This window comes from Pseudorhizobium sp. NPDC055634 (assembly GCF_053618655.1).
On the sequence record NZ_JBSHHW010000006.1, the window covers coordinates 165,569 to 186,340 of the forward strand.

22 protein-coding genes are annotated in these 20,772 nt (G+C 65.0%); 14 read left to right on the plus strand and 8 right to left on the minus strand.

From position 1 onward, the window contains the following. Positions 1-106: 106 nt before the first annotated feature. A complete protein-coding gene (gene acnA, locus ACWGPT_RS12145) occupies positions 107-2,800 on the minus strand; it encodes an aconitate hydratase AcnA (protein ID WP_452605862.1) in 2,694 nt (897 codons plus the stop codon). Positions 2,801-3,066: 266 nt separating this feature from the next. Here acnA and ccmA point away from each other — a divergent pair, with 266 nt between their 5' ends. From ccmA to ACWGPT_RS12170, 5 genes are read left to right on the plus strand one after another with little or no spacing between them, the layout of a single operon-like run. Beyond that, the gene (ccmA, locus tag ACWGPT_RS12150) at positions 3,067-3,711 is read left to right on the plus strand and encodes a heme ABC exporter ATP-binding protein CcmA (RefSeq protein ID WP_452605863.1); all 645 of its coding nucleotides are present in this window, start codon (positions 3,067-3,069) and stop codon (positions 3,709-3,711) included. Beyond that, positions 3,708-4,367 (plus strand): heme exporter protein CcmB, encoded by a 660-nt coding sequence (ccmB, locus tag ACWGPT_RS12155; RefSeq protein ID WP_452605864.1) that lies wholly within the window; start codon positions 3,708-3,710, stop codon positions 4,365-4,367. The genes ccmA and ccmB overlap by 4 nt, the downstream gene beginning before the upstream one ends. Positions 4,368-4,411: 44 nt before the next feature. Beyond that, on the plus strand, positions 4,412-5,170 hold the full coding sequence (locus ACWGPT_RS12160; protein WP_452605865.1) for a heme ABC transporter permease: 759 nt from the start codon (positions 4,412-4,414) through the stop codon (positions 5,168-5,170). Between the two features lies 1 nt (position 5,171). After that, positions 5,172-5,345, plus strand: a complete 174-nt coding sequence (ccmD, locus tag ACWGPT_RS12165) for a heme exporter protein CcmD (protein WP_452605866.1) — start codon at positions 5,172-5,174, stop codon at positions 5,343-5,345. Beyond that, positions 5,342-5,947 (plus strand): DsbE family thiol:disulfide interchange protein, encoded by a 606-nt coding sequence (locus tag ACWGPT_RS12170; RefSeq protein ID WP_452605867.1) that lies wholly within the window; start codon positions 5,342-5,344, stop codon positions 5,945-5,947. Before ccmD ends, ACWGPT_RS12170 begins: the two co-directional genes overlap by 4 nt. A 7-nt stretch (positions 5,948-5,954) precedes the next feature. On the opposite strand, the gene ACWGPT_RS12175 is transcribed toward ACWGPT_RS12170, so the two are convergent. The 6 genes from ACWGPT_RS12175 to ACWGPT_RS12200 form a co-directional block, all read right to left on the minus strand. After that, positions 5,955-6,548, minus strand: coding sequence for a DUF2585 domain-containing protein (locus ACWGPT_RS12175; protein ID WP_452605868.1), 594 nt, complete (start codon positions 6,546-6,548; stop codon positions 5,955-5,957). After that, entirely contained in the window at positions 6,545-7,192 is a 648-nt protein-coding gene (locus ACWGPT_RS12180) for a septation protein A (RefSeq protein ID WP_452605869.1), read from the minus strand. The genes ACWGPT_RS12175 and ACWGPT_RS12180 overlap by 4 nt, the downstream gene beginning before the upstream one ends. Before the next feature lie 53 nt (positions 7,193-7,245). After that, positions 7,246-8,616 carry a signal recognition particle-docking protein FtsY gene (gene ftsY, locus ACWGPT_RS12185; RefSeq protein ID WP_452605870.1) on the minus strand — a complete coding sequence of 457 codons (1,371 nt, stop codon included), beginning with the start codon at positions 8,614-8,616 and terminating at the stop codon, positions 7,246-7,248. Between the two features lie 14 nt (positions 8,617-8,630). Next, positions 8,631-9,905, minus strand: coding sequence for a tRNA (N(6)-L-threonylcarbamoyladenosine(37)-C(2))-methylthiotransferase MtaB (mtaB, locus tag ACWGPT_RS12190; RefSeq protein ID WP_452605871.1), 1,275 nt, complete (start codon positions 9,903-9,905; stop codon positions 8,631-8,633). Continuing rightward, a complete protein-coding gene (dapF, locus tag ACWGPT_RS12195) occupies positions 9,902-10,804 on the minus strand; it encodes a diaminopimelate epimerase (RefSeq protein ID WP_452605872.1) in 903 nt (300 codons plus the stop codon). The genes mtaB and dapF overlap by 4 nt, the downstream gene beginning before the upstream one ends. Positions 10,805-11,345: 541 nt before the next feature. Further along, complete coding sequence (locus ACWGPT_RS12200; RefSeq protein WP_452605873.1) at positions 11,346-12,428, minus strand: MBL fold metallo-hydrolase; 1,083 nt, start codon at positions 12,426-12,428, stop codon at positions 11,346-11,348. Between the two features lie 300 nt (positions 12,429-12,728). Between ACWGPT_RS12200 and ffh the strand changes: the two genes are divergently transcribed. The 6 genes from ffh (at position 12,729) to ACWGPT_RS12230 (ending at position 16,788) form a co-directional block, all read left to right on the plus strand. Next, the gene (gene ffh / locus ACWGPT_RS12205; RefSeq protein ID WP_452605874.1) at positions 12,729-14,294 is read left to right on the plus strand and encodes a signal recognition particle protein; all 1,566 of its coding nucleotides are present in this window, start codon (positions 12,729-12,731) and stop codon (positions 14,292-14,294) included. A gap of 8 nt (positions 14,295-14,302) precedes the next feature. Then, on the plus strand, positions 14,303-14,617 hold the full coding sequence (locus ACWGPT_RS12210; RefSeq protein ID WP_452605875.1) for a chorismate mutase: 315 nt from the start codon (positions 14,303-14,305) through the stop codon (positions 14,615-14,617). 51 nt (positions 14,618-14,668) lie between these two features. After that, positions 14,669-15,043: a 30S ribosomal protein S16 gene (gene rpsP / locus ACWGPT_RS12215; protein WP_452605876.1), complete on the plus strand. Its 375-nt coding sequence runs from the start codon at positions 14,669-14,671 to the stop codon at positions 15,041-15,043. A 111-nt stretch (positions 15,044-15,154) separates the two neighbouring features. Continuing rightward, the gene (gene rimM / locus ACWGPT_RS12220; RefSeq protein WP_452605877.1) at positions 15,155-15,733 is read left to right on the plus strand and encodes a ribosome maturation factor RimM; all 579 of its coding nucleotides are present in this window, start codon (positions 15,155-15,157) and stop codon (positions 15,731-15,733) included. Continuing rightward, positions 15,730-16,422, plus strand: a complete 693-nt coding sequence (gene trmD / locus ACWGPT_RS12225) for a tRNA (guanosine(37)-N1)-methyltransferase TrmD (RefSeq protein WP_452605878.1) — start codon at positions 15,730-15,732, stop codon at positions 16,420-16,422. Before rimM ends, trmD begins: the two co-directional genes overlap by 4 nt. Positions 16,423-16,425: 3 nt before the next feature. Further along, positions 16,426-16,788: a DUF4260 domain-containing protein gene (locus ACWGPT_RS12230; RefSeq protein WP_452605879.1), complete on the plus strand. Its 363-nt coding sequence runs from the start codon at positions 16,426-16,428 to the stop codon at positions 16,786-16,788. Here the strand turns inward: ACWGPT_RS12230 and ACWGPT_RS12235 are convergent. After that, positions 16,770-17,516 carry a sulfite exporter TauE/SafE family protein gene (locus tag ACWGPT_RS12235; protein ID WP_452605880.1) on the minus strand — a complete coding sequence of 249 codons (747 nt, stop codon included), beginning with the start codon at positions 17,514-17,516 and terminating at the stop codon, positions 16,770-16,772. The genes ACWGPT_RS12230 and ACWGPT_RS12235 overlap by 19 nt on opposite strands. A 297-nt stretch (positions 17,517-17,813) precedes the next feature. On the opposite strand from ACWGPT_RS12235, the gene rplS reads away from it, so the two are divergent. The 3 genes from rplS (at position 17,814) to ACWGPT_RS12250 (ending at position 20,772) form a co-directional block, all read left to right on the plus strand. Next, positions 17,814-18,347 carry a 50S ribosomal protein L19 gene (gene rplS / locus ACWGPT_RS12240; RefSeq protein WP_452605881.1) on the plus strand — a complete coding sequence of 178 codons (534 nt, stop codon included), beginning with the start codon at positions 17,814-17,816 and terminating at the stop codon, positions 18,345-18,347. 313 nt (positions 18,348-18,660) lie between these two features. Then, positions 18,661-20,070 carry a 3-isopropylmalate dehydratase large subunit gene (gene leuC / locus ACWGPT_RS12245; protein ID WP_452605882.1) on the plus strand — a complete coding sequence of 470 codons (1,410 nt, stop codon included), beginning with the start codon at positions 18,661-18,663 and terminating at the stop codon, positions 20,068-20,070. A 153-nt stretch (positions 20,071-20,223) separates the two neighbouring features. Then, a complete protein-coding gene (locus ACWGPT_RS12250; protein ID WP_452605883.1) occupies positions 20,224-20,772 on the plus strand; it encodes a SixA phosphatase family protein in 549 nt (182 codons plus the stop codon).

Below are 20,772 nucleotides of genomic sequence, written 5' to 3' on the forward strand. Positions count from 1 at the left end.
TGTCGGCGCCATGGCCGCGGGGAAGACCGGGCTCATGGCACCCGGAAACGGGGCTCCGGGCCGATAACACCCGCCGGACAGTGTCCGGCGGGTGAATGGTTTCGGATCAGGCGGCCAGATCGCGAAGAACGGTCTGCAGGATGCCGCCGTTGTTCATGTAGGTCACCTCGTCGAGGGTATCGATGCGGCACAGGATGTTGACGTCCTTCACCGATCCGTCGCTGTAGGTGATCTTCGCCGTCTTCCATTCGCGCGGCTTGATCGGTCCTTCCAGGCCTTCGATGGTGACGGTTTCGTCACCCTTCAGGTTGAGGCTGGCCCAGGTCGTGCCTTCCTCGAGGACGAACGGAACGACGCCCATGCCGACCAGGTTGGAGCGGTGGATACGCTCGAAGGACTGGGCGATAACCGCCTTGACGCCGAGGAGGTTCGTGCCCTTCGCCGCCCAGTCGCGGGACGAACCGTTTCCGTATTCGACACCGGCGAAGATGACGAGCGGGACGCCTTCCTGCTTGTACTTCATGGCGGCGTCGTAGATCGACATCTCTTCCTTCGACGGATAGTGGATCGTGTAGCCACCTTCCTTGCCGTTCGGGCCGAGCATGTGGTTGCGCAGGCGGATGTTGGCGAAGGTACCGCGCATCATCACCTCGTGGTTGCCGCGGCGCGTACCGTACTGGTTGAAGTCGGCAACCCCGACGCCATGATCCATCAGGTAGGCACCGGCTGGCGACGCGGCCTTGATGGAGCCTGCCGGCGAGATGTGGTCCGTGGTGATCTTGTCGCCGAACAGACCGAGGATGCGGGCACCCTTGATGTTCTTGATGCCGGCGCCCGTCTTGCCCATTCCGACGAAGTAGGGCGGGTTCTGGACATAGGTCGAATCGTCGTCCCAGGCATAGGTCTGGCCCGGCGGAACCTGGACGGCCTGCCAGTTCGTGTCACCCTTGAAGACGTCGGCGTACTTCGACTCGTAGAGTTCGCGGGTGACGTACTTCTGGATGAACTCCTGCACTTCGTGCGAGGTCGGCCAGATATCCTTCAGGTAGACCGGGTTGCCGTTCTGGTCTTCGCCGATCGGCTCGGACGTGAGGTCCTTCTGGACCGTGCCGGCGAGTGCGTAGGCGACGACGAGCGGCGGCGAGGCCAGGTAGTTCGCCTGGACGTCCGGCGAGATGCGGCCTTCGAAGTTGCGGTTGCCCGACAACACGCCGGCTGCGATCAGGCCCTTGTCGTTGATCGTCTTGGAGATCGGCGCCGGCAGTGGGCCGGAATTGCCGATGCAGGTCGTGCAGCCGAAGCCGACAAGGTTGAAGCCGAGCTTGTCGAGATCGGCCTGCAGGCCGGACTTGGCGAGATATTCACCGACGACCTGCGATCCGGGTGCGAGCGAGGTCTTCACCCACGGCTTGGTCTTGAGACCCTTGGCGACCGCGTTGCGCGCCAGGAGGCCTGCTGCGATCAGCACGCTCGGGTTGGAGGTGTTGGTGCAGGACGTGATCGCGGCAATGGCAACGTCGCCGTGGCCGAGATCGAAATCGGTGCCTTCCACCGGATAGCGGCTCGAAAGCTGGCCCGGCTTCTTGTAGTCGGCGTCGAGCGCTGCGGCAAAGCCGGAAGCGATGTTCTCGAGCGCGATGCGGCCTTCCGGACGCTTCGGGCCGGCCATGGACGGGACGACGTCGCCGAGGTCCAGTTCAAGCGTATCGGTGAAGACGAGATCGGAGCCGTCGCCGTCGCGCCACATGCCCTGGGCCTTGGAATAGGCTTCGACCAGCGCGATCCGGTCGTGGGTACGGCCCGACATGGTGAGGTAGTTGATGGTTTCGCCGTCGACCGGGAAGAAGCCGCAGGTAGCGCCGTATTCCGGGCCCATGTTGCCGATCGTCGCACGGTCGGCAAGCGGCATGTTGTCCATGCCCGGGCCGAAGAACTCGACGAACTTGGAAACGACGCCCTTCTTGCGCAGCATCTGCACGACGGTGAGCACGAGGTCGGTCGCGGTGACGCCTTCCTTGAGCTTGCCGGTCAGCTTGAAGCCGATGACTTCCGGAAGGAGCATGGAAACCGGCTGGCCGAGCATGGCCGCTTCCGCCTCGATGCCGCCCACGCCCCAGCCGAGAACGCCGAGACCGTTGATCATCGTGGTGTGGGAGTCCGTGCCGACGCAGGTGTCGGGATAGGCGATGGTCTCACCGTCCTCTTCCTTGGTCCAGACCGTCTGGCCGAGGTATTCGAGGTTGACCTGGTGACAGATGCCGGTGCCGGGGGGAACGACGCGGAAGTTCTTGAACGCCTGCTGGCCCCACTTCAGGAACCGGTAGCGCTCGCCGTTGCGCTCGTATTCGAGGTCGACGTTGCGGGCAAAGGCCGTCGGGGTGCCGAACTCGTCGACGATGACGGAGTGGTCGATGACGAGGTCGACCGGAACGAGCGGGTTGATCTTTTCCGGGTCGCCGCCCAGCGAAACCATCGCATCGCGCATGGCGGCGAGGTCGACGACGGCGGGAACGCCGGTGAAGTCCTGCATCAGGACGCGGGCCGGGCGATAGGCGATTTCGCTTTCAACCATGCCCTTGTTGTTGAGCCATTCGGCGACCGCCAGGATGTGGTCCTTCGTGACGGACCGGCCATCTTCGAAGCGCAGCAGGTTCTCGAGCAGGACCTTCATCGAGAAAGGCAGCTTCGACACGCCGGGGAGACCGTTCGCTTCTGCCTTGGGCAGGCTGTAATAGACGTAGTCCTTACCGCCAACGGTAAGGACGGAGCGACAATTGAAACTGTCGAGAGATTTAGCCACGGACAATAACCCCGCTGATAATGAGAGCCAACACGCGCGTGCGGACGCCTATGCACTAATGCACATCAGGATGCGGGTACGACCATTTCCGCTGTCCGCACGAGAAGATTGAGGTCTTCAGGTTCGGCGCAAGATGATAATCACGCCGGCCGCTGACGTGGTTGCGAAGCTTATAGATAATTTCTAAGAAGGGTTCCAGACCGCTTTATGGTCATTGCGTGCAAATTTTCTCCTCGGTTAACTGGAAGCTTCATGAAGGACCTGCCATGCGGTTGACGGCCGACAAGCTCGCCGCCCGGCGCGGGGAAGACCTTCTTTTCTCCGGCATTTCCTTCGAGCTCGGTACCGGTGAGGGACTGATCCTGACGGGCAGGAACGGCTCCGGCAAGTCCACCCTTCTGCGGGTCATCGCGGGCCTCCTGCGGCCCGAAGAGGGCCATGTGGCCTGGACCTCCGCCGGCGAGGAAACGATTCGCGCCAGCGAAGCCTGCCACTATCTCGGTCACCGCAATGCGATGAAAGCGGAGCTTTCCGTCGCCGAAAACCTGTCTTTCTGGAAGAGCTTCTTCGGCGATTTCCCGGGCGGCGCAGGGGTTTCCGTGTCCGAGGCGGCCGAGCGGGTCGGCCTCGGCGGCATCACGCATCTTCCCTTCGGCTATCTCTCCGCCGGCCAGCAGCGTCGCATGGCCTTCGCCAAGCTTCTCGTCGCGCACCGGCCGGTATGGATCCTCGACGAGCCGACCGCCGCGCTCGACACCCGGGCGGAAGCGACCTTCGCGGAGCTGATCCGCGACCATCTGGATCGGGGCGGCATCCTGCTTGCCGCGACCCACCAGCCGCTGGGGCTCGACGGGATGCGGGAACTGCACATGACCGGCTTTGCGGGCGTGGCCGAGGAGGCTGCGGCATGATGTCCCTCCTGCTCCGCGACCTGCGGCTGTCCGTACGCGCCGGCGGCGGCGCCCTGATCGGCGTCCTCTTCTTCATGACCGTGGTCGCCGTCATTCCGTTCGGCGTCGGCCCCGACCTCAACCTGCTCTCCCGCATCGGCCCGGCAATCGTCTGGATCGGGGCGCTGCTCGCGGCCCTGCTGGGGCTCGACCGCCTGTTCCAGACGGAGCGCGATGACGGATCGCTCGACCTGATCCTCATGCAGGAGCACCCGCTGGTGCTGACCGTGCTGGTGAAATGCATTGCCCACTGGGTGGCGAACAGCCTGCCCCTCGTCATCGCCTCGCCGCTTCTCGGCCTGTTCATGAACATGAGCGAGGTCGCGATCGGCGCCGTCGCCCTGACGCTGCTGGTCGGCACGCCGGCGCTGACCTTCATCGGGGCGGTAGGAGCGGCCGTCGCGGTCACCCTGCCGCGCGGCGGCCTGCTGGTTTCGATCCTCGTCCTGCCGCTCGCCGTGCCGGTGCTGATCTTCGGCGTCAGCGCGTCCTATGCGGCGGTGCAGCACCCGGCCCCGTTTATGCCGCCTTTCCTGATATTACTGGCGATCACGATGTTTTTTGCCGTCCTCGGGCCGCTCGGTGCAGCACTTGCTTTGCGCAATGCGAGCGATTGACTAGAATCAAGTCTGGAAGAAGCGCCTTCGCCTAGAGAGAAGCCATGACCGAAAGCCTTGCCATCACAAAATTCAGCGACCTGGCCAACCCCACCTTCTTCGTGAACCTCTCGGGACGGGTGCTTCCCTGGCTGGGCTGTCTCACCGCCGCCCTGTTTGCCGTCGGCCTCTATCTGAGCTTCACCACCGACGGCGACTACCAGCAGGGCGACACCGTCCGGATCATGTATGTCCATGTCCCGGCGGCCTGGCTTTCGATGATGTGCTACTCGGTCATGGCGCTGTCGGCGATCGGCACGCTGGTCTGGCGCCATCCGCTCGCCGACGTCTCCCACAAGGCCGCAGCACCGCTCGGCGCCGCCTTCACGCTGATCGCGCTCGCCACCGGCTCGCTCTGGGGCAAGCCGATGTGGGGAACCTGGTGGGTCTGGGATGCGCGGCTCACCTCGGTCTTCGTGCTTTTCCTGATGTATCTCGGCCTGATCGCCCTCAATCGCGCCATGGACGACCCGTCCCGGGCCGCGCGGGTCAGCGCCGTCCTTATCCTCGTGGGCTTCGTCAACATCCCGATCATCAAGTTCTCGGTCGAGTGGTGGAATACCCTCCACCAGCCGGCCAGCGTCGTGCGCCTCGACGGCCCGACGATCGATCCGGAATTCCTCATCCCGCTCCTGGTCATGGCCTGCGCCTTTACCTTCCTTTTCTTCACCCTTCATCTGATGGCGATGCGCAACGAAATCTGGCGCCGGCGCGTCACCGCGCAACGGCGCATGGCGGCCCGCATGGCCAGCCGGGAGGCTTGAAATGGGTCACGGATTCTACGTCGCGATTTCCTACGCGATCTCCGCACTCGTCATCGCCGGCATGCTCGGCTGGGTCTTCTTCGATGGCCGTGCCCGCCAGCGCGAGCTTGCCGAGCTCGAGGCAGCCGGCATCCGGCGCCGCTCGGCCGCATCCGGGGAGGGTAGCGCTCCATGAGCAGTCAGACAGGCGATACGCCCGCCCGGCGCCGCGGCATCGGCCGATATGTCCTCGCCTTCATCCCGCTTGCGGTCTTCGCCGGATTTGCTCTGGTGGCCGGCAAGATGCTCTACGACCAGGACGTCAACGGTCTCGACGTCTCGGCGATCCCCTCGGCCCTGATCGGCCAGAAGGCGCCCTCGCTGTCGCTGCCTTCGCTCGAAGGCTCGAACACGCCGGCCCTTACGGACGCGGCGATCGACGGCAAGCTGACCCTCGTCAACGTCTTTGCCTCCTGGTGCGTGCCCTGCCGGCAGGAGCACCCGATCCTGACGGAACTGGCGAAGGACGAGCGGCTGACGATCGTCGGCATCAACTACAAGGATCGCAACGACAACGCCCTTCGCTTCCTCGGCGAACTCGGCAATCCCTATGACGCGATCGGCGTCGATCCGAACGGCAAGGCCGCGATCGACTGGGGCGTCTACGGCATCCCGGAAAGCTATCTCGTCGGCCCCGACGGGACCATCCTCTACAAGAAGGTCGGCCCGTTCGACGAGCGCAGCCTCACCCAGGACCTGCTGCCGGCGATCGAGAAGGCCGCCTCCGCCGGCGTCTGACCGATCGTCAGCCGAGCCCCGCCTGCCATTCGCGGATCGCGTCGACCGGCCAGACCAGCATCAGCACGTTGAGCGCAAGGTTGTCGCGGATGATCCAGCCGGTCATCAGCTCGAAGCCGATGGCGATCGCAACCGTCACCCACACCGGCAGGCGTGCCGCGGCCAGGAAGCCCAGCGCCATGAAGACGGTGTCCATGGCCGAGTTGAGGATGCTGTCGCCCGTGTAGCCGAGCGCCATGGTGGCCGTGCGGTAGCGGTCGATCACCATCGGCGTGTTCTCCAGCACTTCCCATGCCGCCTCGACCAGGACCGCGAAGGAAAACCTCGCCGTCAGCGGAGCGCAGCGGAAGAGCAGCCAGGCGAACCAGTAGAACAGGAACCCGTGAATGATGTGGGACGGCGTGTACCAGTCCGACAGATGCTGGGAATTGCCGCTGGAATTGACCCCGCCTTCCCAGAGCTTCACGTAGCCGCATTCGCAGATCGGGATGCGGTCCATGGCGTAGAGCGCCACGAGCTGGAGCACGAAGAACGCGAGTGCCGCGCCCAGCCAGTAGCGCGAGGACGGCGACGGAGAGGAGGGCACGATCGCGGCGCTCACCTGTCGGCGTCCGAGACCGCGTCGGGAACCGTGTGACGCATGATCAGGGGCAATTGCGCGAAGGTGAAGGCGAGCGTGATCGGCATCGTTCCCCAGACCTTGAAGTTGACCCAGAAGTCGTTGGAGAAATTGCGCCAGACCACTTCGTTGAGCACGGCCAGGACCAGGAAGAAGATGCCCCAGCGGAAGGTCAGCTTCCTCCAGCCCATCTCGTCGAGGTTGAAGGCTGCGTTGAAGACGTAGCCGAGGAGCGACTTGCCGAACAGGAGTCCGCCGAGCAGCACCAAGCCGAAGAGCGTGTTCACGATCGTCGGCTTCATCTTGATGAAGGTCTCGTCCTGCAGCCAGATCGACAGCGTGCCGAAGACCATGACCACCACGCCCGAGACGAAGGGCATGACCGGCAGGTGCTTGAAGACGATCTTCGAGACGACGAGCGAGATTACCGTGGCGACCATGAAGAGCGCGGTCGCGATCAGCAACGGTCCGCCGACCACGCCGAGCGCCGGAAAGGTTTCCGCCAGCCATTCGCCACGAATATTTCCGAAGAAGAACACCAGGAGCGGGCCGATCTCCAGCGCGAACTTCAGCATCGGATGCTGCTTCTCGTCTGGAGTTGCCTTGGTATCACTTTCGATCTGCATCAGGTTCAACTTCTCTCATGGGTTCGGCGACTGCAAACCCGCCTTCTGTGGCATCAATGGGTCAGGCCGGCAATGGCCTTGGCGAAATCGTCGGCCTCGAAGGGTTCCAGGTCGTCGACCCCTTCGCCGACGCCGATGAAATAGACCGGAAGCTTGTGCCTTGCCGCAATCCCGACGAGGATGCCGCCGCGCGCAGTACCGTCCAGCTTGGTCATGATCAGGCCGGTGACGCCGGCGACGTTGCGGAAGATCTCCACCTGCTGCAGGGCATTCTGGCCGGTCGTGGCGTCAAGCGTCTGCAGCACCGTGTGCGGCGCTTCGGGATCGAGCTTGCCGAGAACGCGGACGATCTTCTCCAGTTCGGCCATCAGCTCCGCCTTGTTCTGCAGGCGGCCTGCCGTGTCGATGATCAGCACGTCCGACTTCCTCGCCCGCGCCTGCTCGTAGGCATCATAGGCGAGCCCCGCGGCATCGGCCCCGAGTTTCGTGCCGATGAATTCCGAGCCGGTGCGGTCGGCCCAGATCTTCAGCTGCTCGATCGCCGCGGCGCGAAAGGTGTCGCCGGCGGCGAGCATGACCTTCAGCCCGGAGCGCGAAAGCTTGGCGGCCAGCTTGCCGATCGTGGTCGTCTTGCCGGTGCCGTTCACGCCGACGACGAGGATGACATGCGGCTTGTGATTGAGGTCGAGCTGAAGCGGCTTTGCGACCGGCGACAGGACCTTGCTGATCTCGGCGGCCATGATGCGCGACACATCCTCGCCGGTCACGTCCTTGCCGTAGCGTTCGGCCGAGAGCGCCCCGGTGATGCGCATCGCGGTCTCCACGCCGAGGTCGGACTGGATCAGCAGGTCTTCCAGGTCCTCCAGCGTCTCCTCGTCCAGCTTGCGCTTGGTGAAGAGGGCGGCGATCTGGCCCGTGAGCTGGGACGAGGTCCGCGCCAGCCCGGCGCGCAGACGCTGGTACCAGCTCATCCGCGGCGCTTCGACCTCGACTTCCGGCGGCTCTTCGGCGCGGGTGGTGAAACCCTTCGGCAGGACCGGCTCCGGCACCGGCGAGCTCTCCGTGCCGGCTTCGCTCTCCGCCTCGAGCAGCGATAGCGGCACGAGGCCGATTTCGGTATTCTCCTCGGCGACCGGGAGGAGCGGAGACAGTTCGTCCTCGCGCGCGTCGTCCTCTACCGCCTCGACCTCGACCGATTGGTCGATATCCCGCGCATCGTCCGCCGGGCCGCCGGCCGTCTCGATCTCGAGCGGCGCGACCGGATCGACCGGCGAAACCGGCAGGTCTTCGCTGCGCGGATGCGGTTCCGATTCCGCGTCGATCGCCGCGGCTTCCGCCGGCGTCAGCTGCGTTTCCGGTTCCTGTTCCCCGGCCGGCTTCTCCTTGCCGAAGGTGAAGACCTTTTTGATGAAGCCTATTGCCATGAATTCCGATCCGGTTACGCGGCGAGAGCCGACGCAACCTCCATATCCAGATGTTTGCCGTTGTGCCCGGTAATGATAACGCGCCTGACCTCGCGGGGAACAAGCCCGGGCGCGGCAACAAGCGAAAAATTCTCCGTATGCGCCATGCCGTTCATCTCGACGATGATCGTCTGCTCGCTTCCGATCATGCGATCGAGATGGGCCCGGTGCAGAGCCTCGCCCCGCGCCCGAAGCTTCGCGGCACGCTCCTTGACGAGACGGCGGTCGAGCTGCGGCATGCGCGCCGCCGGCGTGCCCGGCCGCGGGCTGTAGGGGAAGACGTGCAGGAAGGCGAGGCCCGCCTCCTCCGCAAGCGTCGCCGCATTCTCGGCCATCTCTTCCGTTTCGGTCGGAAAGCCGGCAATCATGTCGGCCCCGAAGGCGATGTCGGGACGAAGGCGTCTTGCCTGTTCGACGAAGGCGAGCGCGTCGGCGCGGGAGTGCCGGCGCTTCATGCGCTTCAGGATCAGGTCGTCGCCGTGCTGCAGCGAAAGATGCAGATGCGGCATGAAGCGAGGCTCGTCGGCGATCAGGTCCCAGAGGTGGTCGTCCGCCTCGATGCTGTCGATCGACGACAGGCGAAGGCGCAGGATTTCAGGCACCTGCTTGAGAAGGGTTCTGGCAAGCAGGCCAAGCGTCGGTTGGCCGGGAAGATCGGCGCCGTAGCTCGTGGCGTCGACGCCGGTCAGCACGATTTCGCGGTAGCCGCCCTCGACGAGCTTGCGGGCCTGGTCGACCACGGCGCCCATCGGCACCGAGCGGGAATTGCCGCGGCCATAGGGGATGATGCAGAAGGTGCAACGGTGGTCGCAGCCGTTCTGGACCTGGATGAAGGCGCGCACGTGACCGTCGATGTGCCTTACCATCTGCGGCGCGGTCGCCCTGACGCTCATGATGTCGTTGACCCGCAGCTTCTCTTCCGCCGAGACCCCGAAATCGGGCAGCGCGCGGTAGGAGGCGGCCGTCAGCTTCTCCTCGTTGCCGAGCACGGCATCGACTTCCGGCATTTCGGCGAAGACCTGTTTCTCGGTCTGTGCCGCGCATCCGGTGACGATGATGCGGGCATGCGGATTGTCGCGACGGGCCCGGCGGATGGCCTGGCGCGCCTGGCGCACCGCCTCCGCGGTGACGGCACAGGTATTGACGAGCACGGCATTGTTCAGGCCGGCCTTTTCGGCCGCGGCCCGCATCACTTCGGACTCGTAGGTGTTCAGCCGGCAACCGAATGTGATGACGTCGACGCCGCTCACTGCACCCCTGCCTCCGGCTCCTCGTCTCGGATGAAGGCGCCCGTCGCCGGGTCGAGCTTTCCGGACCATTCCCATTCGGCGGGACCCGTCATCACCACATGGTCGTCGGCGCGCCAGTCGATGACCAGCGGCTGGCGGCTCGGCGCCGATGCGACGTCGATGGTGACGATGCGCCCCGTGCGGCCCGTGCGGGCGGCGCAGACCGCGGCTGCGCAGGCGGCCGAACCGCAGGCGAGCGTCAGCCCGGCGCCGCGCTCCCAGGTGCGGGTGCGAAGCGAATTGCCCGACGTCACCTGGGCCAGCGTGATGTTCGCCTTCTCGGGAAACATGGGATGATTTTCGAGAAGCGGCCCGAAGCGCTCCAGATCGAATGTCATCGGGTCGCGATCGACCCAGAAGACGGCATGCGGATTGCCCATCGACATGGCGGAGGGCGAATGCAGGACGGGCGCATCGATCGGGCCGATCTGCAGCTCGATGCGGCTGGTGTCGGCGAATTCCTCGGCAAGCGGGATACGGTCCCAGTCGAAGACGGGCCTGCCCATGTCGACGGAGATGGTGCCGTCCTCGTGCTCCTCGGCATTCAGGATGCCGGCGACCGTCTGGAAGGTGAAGGCCCTGCGGCCCGTCTCGGCGGCGAGCGCCTGGACCACGCAGCGCGTGCCGTTTCCGCAGGCCTGCGCTTTCGAGCCGTCCGAATTGAGGATGTCGATCCAGGCGTCCGTACCCTGCGCCTTCGGATCGTGGATCGCCATGATCTGGTCGAACCGGGTCCGCGGATCGGCATTGAGGGCGATCGCCGCCTCCGGCCTCACCTTGTCCGGCCGGCTGCGCATGTCGACGACGAGGATCTTGTTGCCAAGCCCGTTCATCTTCGCGAATTCGACCAGTTGTGCCATTGCCTTCGATCCCGTTGGGCCGTGCCGCTTCCGGCCGTATATGGCGGAAAAGGCGGGTAATTACCAGAGCGCGGACATGCTTCGCCACCGCTACCGGGTGCCGGCGCGGTTGGAGTTATTGTCAAGGAGAGCCCACGCACATGCGAAACCTCTCAAAGTATTTATGTGTGGCTCCGCATGTGCGTGGCCTTCGGCGTTCTTTCGGGACTTCCGGTCCCTACAGGTGATCGTCTCGCCTCACTGCACGCAGGATCGCTCCTGCGCTTGAACGGCTGAACCGAACCGGGCTTGGCGACCCGGGGGAGGCTTGATAGGCGGCAACATCCTGGAATGCTCCGCCATGCCTTTCACCTCCCTGCCCTCACCGCACGTTACGGCATTGGAACAGGGCGCCGGCTCCCGCCTGCCCGCGAACGTCTCGCGAAACACTCCGGCAACGGAAGCAGGCCAAGTATCCACCACCTTCGGCTGACGTGAATCCTGAAGATGCCAAGTCATTCATTTTGTTGAGATCCACCCCCGGATTCATCCCCCTGAAGGGTTAGACAGCAGCTGCCGGAACCTCGAAGACTTCGCCTGGCCGCATCGGACGGAACCGGTCCCGCGGCAGGCTGCGCTTGTCGAGCGCCGCATGCAGCGCCTCGACCGGCTCCTCTATGCCTTCGTCGGTGAGCTGGAACGTCCCCCAGTGATGCCCCGCGACGTGCGCGGCATTGCACAGGAGCATGCCCTCCACGGCTTCGTCCGGGTTCTGGTGCTGCGCCTTCATGAACCATTGCGGCTCGTAGGCGCCGAAGGGCAGGTTGGCGAGACGGAAGCCGCCGTGCTTCTCGCTTGCGGCGCGATAGTTGATGCCACCGTGGAAGCCGGTATCGCCGACATGGTAGACCTTGCCGGCCGGCGTCTCGATGACGAAAGCGGCCCAGAGCGCCATGCGCCGGTCGCCGAGCCCCCGGGCCGACCAGTGGTGGCAGGGCTCGCAATGCAGGGCGACGCCCTGGCCGATTTCCAGCCGGTCGCCCCAGTCCATCACGTCGAAGCGGGCATCGGCAACGCGGCCGCGGATGATCTCGTCATTGCCGAGCGGCGTGACGAGGCGCGGCCTGTCACGACCCTGGAGGACCCAAAGGGTTTCCAGATCCATGTGGTCGTAATGATTGTGGGTCACGATGACGAGGTCGATGGGCGGCAGGTCGCCCATGTTGATGCCCGGCCGGTTGACGCGCCGGGGGCCGGCGAAGCTGAGGGGACTTGCACGCTCGTCCCAGACGGGATCGGTCAGGATGTTGAGCCCGGCGACCTGGATGAGGAAGGAGGCGTGGCCGACCATGGTGACCACGAGCCGATCACCGGACACGCGCTCTTCCGGGACCGCCTGCGGGAAGGGACTGGGAAAGCTTTCCGGCCAGGCCTTGCTGCCGTTGGCGATCTTCCAGCGGATCAGGTTGAGGAGACCACCCGGCTCTTCCCCGCCCGGATTGAAGAAGAGCTTCCCGTCGAAATGGTCGCTGGCGGGTCCGGAATAGTATCTGTTGCCTGCCATGGCGGTCCCTGCCGTGACGCCCCCGGCAAGCGCGGCAAGGGCCGCGAGACCGGACCATTTGAGGAAATTGCGACGGTTCATGTTCCCATCTATATGGTGGGCCTCCGACGGCCGCAAGTTTGAGGGGAGCCCTCCCGGAAAAGTGACGAGCCCGCCCGAGCTTGACTTTCCCGGCCGTTTCCTGTTAATCGCGGCCATCTGCTGACAAGTTACGAGACTTGGAGCCGCCGACCGGGGCCGAACGACGAGCCCGGAGGTCAACACCCGACAGCGCGATGCGCCCTCGGGTGCTTTTTGGCTTTGCCCGTTTGCGGGCGTCTTGTTTTCGACGCGGAAAGACCCGACGTTTCCGGCACCCGGAAACGAAGAAGGAAGACACGGATGTTTGAAAACCTCCAGGACCGACTTGGCTCCATTCTGAATGGACTGACCGGCCGTGGCGCACTGAGCGAGGCGGATGTCTCCGCCGCGCTGCGCGAGGTTCGCCGTGCCCTGCTCGAGGCGGACGTTTCGCTCGAGGTCGTCCGCTCGTTCACCGACAAGGTCCGCGAGAAGGCGGTCGGCGCCGCCGTCGTGAAGTCGATCAAGCCCGGCCAGATGGTCGTCAAGATCGTCCATGACGAATTGGTCGAGATGCTGGGCTCCGAAGGGGTCGGCATCGACCTGCACGCGCCCGCTCCCGTCGTCATCATGATGGTCGGCCTCCAGGGCTCGGGCAAGACGACGACCACCGGCAAGATCGCCAAGCGGCTGACGGACCGCGACAAGAAGAAGGTGCTGATGGCGTCGCTGGACACGCGACGTCCCGCCGCCCAGGAACAGCTGCGGCAGCTCGGCGCCCAGACCGGGATCGACACGCTGCCGGTCATCGCCGGCCAGTCGCCCACCGACATCGCCGCGCGCGCCGTGCAGGCCGCCAAGCTCGGCGGCCATGACGTCGTCATCCTCGACACCGCCGGCCGCACGCATATCGACGAGCCGCTGATGGTCGAGATGGCGGAGATCAAGCGGAAGGCGAACCCGCACGAAATCCTGCTCGTTGCCGACAGCCTGACCGGCCAGGACGCCGTCAACCTGGCGCGCAATTTCGACGAACGCGTCGGCATCACCGGCCTCGTGCTCACCCGCATGGACGGCGACGGCCGCGGCGGCGCGGCCCTTTCGATGCGCGCCGTCACCGGCAAGCCGATCAAGCTGATCGGCACGGGCGAGAAGATGACGGAGATGGAGGAATTCCATCCCCGCCGCATCGCCGACCGCATCCTCGGCATGGGCGACATCGTCTCGCTCGTGGAGAAGGCCGCCGAGAACATCGACGCCGAGAAGGCGCGCGCCATGGCCGAGAAGATGGCCAAGGGCAAGTTCGACCTGAACGATCTCGCCGAGCAGCTGCGCCAGATGAAGTCGCTCGGCGGCATGGGCGGCATCATGGGCATGATGCCGGGAATGGCCGGCATGAAGGACAAGCTGGCCGCCTCCGGGATGAGCGACAAGGTCTTCGACCGCCAGATCGCCATCATCTCCTCGATGACCAGGGCCGAGCGCAGCAATCCCGACATCCTGAAGCATTCCCGCAAGAAGCGCATCGCCGCCGGTTCCGGCACGGATGCGGCCGAGATCAACAAGCTGCTGAAGATGCATCGCCAGATGGCCGACATGATGAAGGCCATGGGCGGCAAGGGCAAGGGCGGCGGCATGATGAAGCAGATGATGGGTGGGCTTGCCGGAAAGATGGGCCTTGGCGGCATGGGTGGAATGGGCGGTCTGGGTGGCATGCCGGACCTCTCGAAGCTCGACCCCAAGCAGCTCGAGGCGCTGCAGAAGCAGGCCGAAGCCGCCGGCTTCAAGCCGGGCTCGATGCCGGGCGCAGGACTGCCGGGCATGGGCGGACTGCCCGGCCTTGGCGGCGGGTTCCCGGGGCTTCCGGGCCTGCCGAAGAAGAAGTGAGGGAGACCATGGCCGAAGACGTAAAGCAGAAGCTCGCAAGTTTGCGCCAGTCGATCGACAACATCGACGCCGCGCTCGTGCACATACTCGCCGAGCGCTTTCGCTGCACCAAGGAAGTGGGCCTCCTGAAGGCCCAGTACGATTTGCCGCCGGCCGACCCGGCGCGCGAGGAATACCAGATCGAACGCCTTCGCCGCCTGGCGAACGACGCTCATCTGGACCCGGATTTCGCGGAAAAATTCCTGAACTTCGTGATCAGGGAAGTGATCCGGCACCATGAAGCCATCGCCGCCGAGCACGGCGGCACGAAACAACCCGCTTGAACCATACAGCCCGCCGGACGGCGGCCTCAAGAAAGACCAAGGAGTAAGAACATGACCCTGAAGATTCGTCTCGCCCGCGGCGGCTCCAAGAAGCGCCCCTACTACCACGTCGTCGTTGCCGACGCCCGCGCTCCGCGCGACGGCCGCTTCCTCGAGAAGCTCGGCTCCTGGAACCCGATGCTGCCGAAGGACAACGACAAGCGCGTCGAACTGAACGTCGAGCGCATCCAGGAATGGATCGCCAAGGGCGCCCAGCCGACCGACCGCGTCCTGCGCTTCCTGGCCGAAGCCGGCGTTGCCCAGCGCGACACCCGCAGCAACCCGGAAAAGGCAAAGCCGGGCAAGAAGGCCCAGGAACGCGCCGCCGAGAAGGCCCAGAAGGCCGAAGACGCCAAGGCTGCCGCTGCCGAAGCTGCCGCCGAATAAGGCCGATCCGCATCTCGCGGAAGAACGGGCGGCACGGGGACGTGCCGCCCGTTTTCTGTTTCCATTTGCCCCGGCTGCCGGTAAAAGCGCCTGAACCACCGGAATATGCGCATGACGAAGCTCCAGAACCCCATCCTCATGGCGACGATCGGCGCGGCCCAGGGCCTGCGCGGCGAAGTGCGGGTGCGCGCCTACACGGCCGATCCCATGGCACTCGGCGATTACGGGAGCCTGCACAGCAAGGATGGCCGGGTCTTCGAAATCCTCGAGATTCGTGAAGCCAAGAACGTCGTGATCGTCCGTTTCCGGGGCATCAACGACCGCAATGCGGCCGAGGCGCTCGGCGGCCTTGAACTCTACATCGAGCGGGAGAACCTGCCCGACGAAGAGCTCGAAGACGACGAATTCTATTACGCTGACCTTGAAGGCCTGGAGGCCGTCGACGGAGACGGCACCAGCTACGGCACGGTGACCGGCGTCTTCGATTTCGGCGCCGGCGACCTGCTGGAACTGAAGGGCCCCGGCCGCCGACCCGTCCTCATCCCCTTTTCCGAGACAGCCGTGCTGGAGATCGATCTCGAGGGTGGACGCATCCTGATCGATCCGCGGGCGGCAGGCCTCATCGAGGACCCAGAGGATCGCCAGCCCGGCAAGGGCCGGCGCGGCGGAGGCCCCGGCGAAGCGCCATGACCTTCCGCGCAACGGTCCTGACCCTCTATCCGGAAATGTTTCCCGGCCACCTTGCATTCTCGCTCGCCGGAAAGGCGCTGGAGCGCGGGCAATGGTCGATCGAGCCGGTGCAGATCCGCGACTTTGCCGAGGACCGCCATCGAACCGTGGACGACACCCCGGCAGGCGGCGGGGCGGGCATGGTGCTCAAGCCCGATATCCTCGCCAAGGCCATCGACCAGTTGTCGGCGGACGACAGCCGCCCGCGCCTGCTGATGAGCCCCCGCGGTCGGCCGCTGACGCAGAAGCGCGTCCGGGAACTGGCCGCCGGCGACGGCGTCGTGATCGTCTGCGGTCGTTTCGAGGGCGTCGACCAGCGGGTCATCGATGCGCGCGGGCTCGAGGAAGTCTCGATCGGCGACTACATCCTCTCCGGCGGCGAACCGGCCGCACTGACGCTCCTCGACGCCGTGGTGCGCATCCTGCCCGGCGTGATGGGCAATGCCCTTTCCGGCACCCACGAGAGCTTCGAGGACGGACTGCTCGAACATCCGCATTATACCCGTCCGCAGGTCTTCGAGGGCCGCGAGATCCCACCCGTGCTGACCTCCGGAAACCATGCCGAAATCGACAAGTGGCGCCGCGAGCAGGCTCTGAAGCTGACCGGTGAGCGCCGGCCCGACCTGTTGAGGTCCCAAAGCAAGGACTGACCGATGACGATGTTCCTGCGCCTGGAAAACGCCTGCCTCGCACTGGCTGCATTGGCGGCCTACTGGCACTGGGACGCCGGATGGTGGCTTTTCCTGATCCTCGTCCTCGTGCCCGACCTGTCCATGCTGGGCTACATCTTCGGACCCAGGATTGGCGCCATCTCCTACAACGCGGTGCACAGCCTCATCGGTGTGGGGCTGCTGCTTCTCATCGGCTACCTGGCCGCGTGGGAACTGGCCGTTCCGGTAGCCCTGATCTGGGCCTTCCACATCTTCCTCGACCGGGCGCTGGGCTACGGCCTGAAGTACCGGACCGGCTTCCAGGACACCCATCTCGGGCGGATCGGTCAGCCGGTCACGAAATAATAGGTGGTGAGCGCGATGCCCACCGCGACGACGATGACGCGCATGGCCGTCTGTGACACGCGCCGCGCCATCCAGACGCCCGAATAGCCGCCGAGCGCGACGCCCGGGATCATCACCAGCGCCTGCGGCCAGGCGACGACGCCGCCGCCGACGAAGATGACGATCGCCACGGCGGCGATCAGGATCGACAGGAGGTTCTTCAGGGCGTTGAGGTGGTGATAGGTGCCGCCCGACGTGATGCCGAGCATGGCGAGCATCATGATGCCCATTCCCGCCCCGAAGAAGCCGCCATAGATCGAGGTGAAGAACTGGGCGACGACGCTCGTCTTGGAATTGACCGGCTTTCCGGCACTGGCCTTCGGCTTAAGCCACGGTCCGGCGGCAAAGATGATCGTCGCCGCGGCCAGCAGCCAGGGAACGATCTGGCGGAAAGAGGGATTGTCCAGCGACAGGAGGAGCAGCGATCCCCCAGTGGCGCCGATAACGGAGACGATCGACAGCGCGATGGCGCTTTTCCAGCTTTTTGCGATCTCGTCCCGGTAGGCGAGCGTCGAGGTGATGTAGCCCGGAAACTGAGTGATCGACGACGTGGCATTGGCGGTGATCGGCGGCATGCCGGCAACCGTGAGCGCGCCGAAGGTCAGGAAGGTGCCGCCGCCGGCGATGGCATTGACCACGCCCGCGAAAAACGCCGAGACGAACAGCAGCAGCATCGTTAGGATTGTCATGGAATTCCCCCTTGGCCTGGCGACAGCACATAGCGGGCAGCAGCTGCGACGACAAGGCAAGTGGCAGGCGAAGCGTTACGCCGCCAGAATCTAGGCCGCAGATGATGACAAACCGGTTTCTTTGGTGTATTGGCGCACCCGGACATGGGGCTCCGCGCCTGCGCGCGATCTCCCCGTCGACCAGCAAGAAAGAATGGCGAACCCGCTCTTGTCCCGCAAGGGACACACTCCGGAGGCCCGGCCGAAGGACGATCATCGAGCGCTCTGGCTGTTTCAGAAGAACGGAAAGGTTTGACAATGAACATCATCCAGGAACTGGAAGCCGAACAGGCCGCCAAGATCGAAGCCCAGCGCAAGCTGCCGGAATTTTCCGCCGGCGACACCCTGCGCGTGAACGTCCGCGTTCGCGAAGGCAACCGTACCCGCGTACAGGCCTATGAAGGCGTCTGCATCGCCCGTTCCGGCGGCGGCATCAACGAGAGCTTCACCGTCCGCAAGATTTCCTACGGCGAAGGCGTCGAGCGCGTATTCCCGGTCTACTCGCCGCTCGTCGAAAGCGTCGAAGTCGTCCGCCGCGGTAAGGTCCGTCGCGCCAAGCTCTACTACCTGCGCGATCGTCGCGGTAAGTCGGCCCGTATCGTCGAGAACACCGGCACCCGCGCCCGCAAGCTGAACGAAGCCGAGCGCGCTGCGATCATCGAGGAAAAGGCACGCATCGAGGCCGAGAAGGTAGCAGCCGCCCAGGCGCTTGCAGCCGAGAAGGCAGCAGCGGAAGCCGCCGAGGCAAAGGCAGCGGAAGAAGCAAAGGCTGCAGAGGCTTCTGCAGAATAAGCTTCGTCCCACCGGACATCGAGAAGGCGGCCCACGGGTCGCCTTTTTTGTTGCCCGCGCTCCCCCCGGCAAAAACCGGTCATATTGAACGGCCGCCGCAAAACTGCTAATAGGGCGCCATGGGATCGAAATTCGGATGCCTCGCGAACCAGTTCATCGTGCTGCAGGACCACAAGCGTCTGCCGGCACGGTTTTTCGCGCGCATCCATGGCGCTCTGACCAGCCGACTTCGCTGAGCCGATCCATGCTCGTCCCCGGCAGCGATACGTGCCGGATTCCCTAATTCGCATATTCCCTGCAATGGATGGCAGCCATGAGCGCACCCCGTACCCTCTATGACAAGATCTGGGACGACCACGTCGTCAGCCAGGACGAGACCGGAACCTGTCTTCTCTACATCGACCGCCACCTCGTGCACGAGGTGACGAGCCCGCAGGCCTTCGAGGGACTGCGCCTGGCCGGCCGCAAGGTGCGCGCCCCGGAAAAGACGCTCGCGGTCGTCGACCATAACGTTCCGACCACGCCTGACCGCCATATCGGCATCAAGAACGAGGAAAGCCGCATCCAGGTCGAAGCGCTGGCGCAGAACGCCCGCGACTTCGGCGTGGAATACTATTCGGAAAAGGACAAGCGTCAGGGCATCGTCCATATCGTCGGTCCCGAGCAGGGCTTCACCCTGCCGGGCATGACGATCGTCTGCGGCGACAGCCATACGTCGACCCACGGGGCCTTCGGGGCGCTGGCGCACGGCATCGGCACGTCCGAGGTGGAGCATGTGCTCGCCACCCAGACGCTGGTGCAGAAGAAGGCGAAGAACATGCTGGTGCGCGTCGACGGGAAGCTTCCCGAGGGCGTGACGGCCAAGGACATCATTCTCGCCATCATCGGCGAGATCGGCACCGCCGGCGGCACCGGCCATGTCATCGAATTCGCCGGCGAGGCAATCCGCTCGCTGTCGATGGAAGGCCGCATGACGATCTGCAACATGACGATCGAGGGCGGCGCGCGCGCCGGACTGATCGCGCCGGACGAAACGACCTTCGCCTATATCCAGGACAAGCCCCGCGCACCCAAGGGCAAGGCCTGGGACATGGCGCTGGACTACTGGAAGACGCTGCACACGGACGAAGGCGCGCATTTCGACAAGGTCGTCGTGCTCGACGCGGCCAACCTGCCGCCGATCGTCTCCTGGGGCTCCTCCCCGGAAGACGTCATTTCCGTACAGGGCGTCGTTCCGAACCCGGACGAGATCCAGGACGAGACGAAGCGCACTTCCAAGTGGCGGGCGCTGGACTACATGGGCCTGAAGCCGGGCACCAGGATCACCGACATCGCGATCGACCGCGTCTTCATCGGCTCGTGCACGAACGGCCGTATCGAGGACCTGAGGGCCGCCGCCAAGGTGCTGGAAGGCCGGCATGTCGCCCCGACCGTCTCGGCGATGGTCGTCCCGGGATCGGGTCTCGTCAAGGCACAGGCGGAAGCCGAAGGTCTCGACAGGATCTTCAAGGACGCCGGCTTCGAGTGGCGCGAACCCGGCTGCTCCATGTGCCTGGCCATGAACGACGACCGCCTGAAGCCGGAAGAGCGCTGCGCCTCCACCTCGAACCGCAATTTCGAGGGCCGCCAGGGCTACAAGGGCCGCACCCATCTCGTCTCGCCCGCCATGGCGGCCGCAGCAGCGGTGGCCGGACACTTCGTGGACATCCGCGAGTGGAACTAGGCGACCGCGCCTGATCGTTTCAAACCGAAGCCGCCGATGCGCCAGTGTCGGCGGCTTCTTCATGTCCACGCTCCCGGTTCACCCGCAGAGGCTGGTCCGTCCAGTCTCGGGCTCCATATGGCCGTGAGGGCGTGACAAGATGCAGGTGAGAACATGTCCCAAATATCCGGCGGAGAACTCCCGAACAGCCCGCGCCGCCTGCTCCTGCTCCGGCACGCGAAATCCGCCTGGCCCGACGGGGTGCCGGACCACGAGCGGCCGCTGGCGGAGCGCGGCGAAAAGGCAGCGCCCGCCATGGGCGCCTTCATGGCGCGGGAACATCTCGTCCCGGACCTCGTGCTCGTTTCCGATGCGCGCCGCACGATTCAGACCTGGGATCTGGTCAGGCAAGCCCTGCCCGGCGAAATCGAGACGCGGATAAGCCCGCAAATCTACGAGGCCTCGGCCTCTACGCTGCTCGACACGATCCGCGCGGTGGGCGACCGGCCCTCTACGCTGCTCATGATCGGCCATAATCCCGGCCTGCAGGACCTGGCGCTGATGCTGGTGGGTAAGGGCGACGCCAAAGCGCGCGACGCGCTCGCGGAGAAATATCCGACGGCCGCAATCGTCGTAATCGACTTTGCCGTGACGGACTGGGGGCAGGTCGAACCGGACTCCGGCGTGCTGGCGCGTTTCGTGACGCCGCGTTCGTTACGGTAG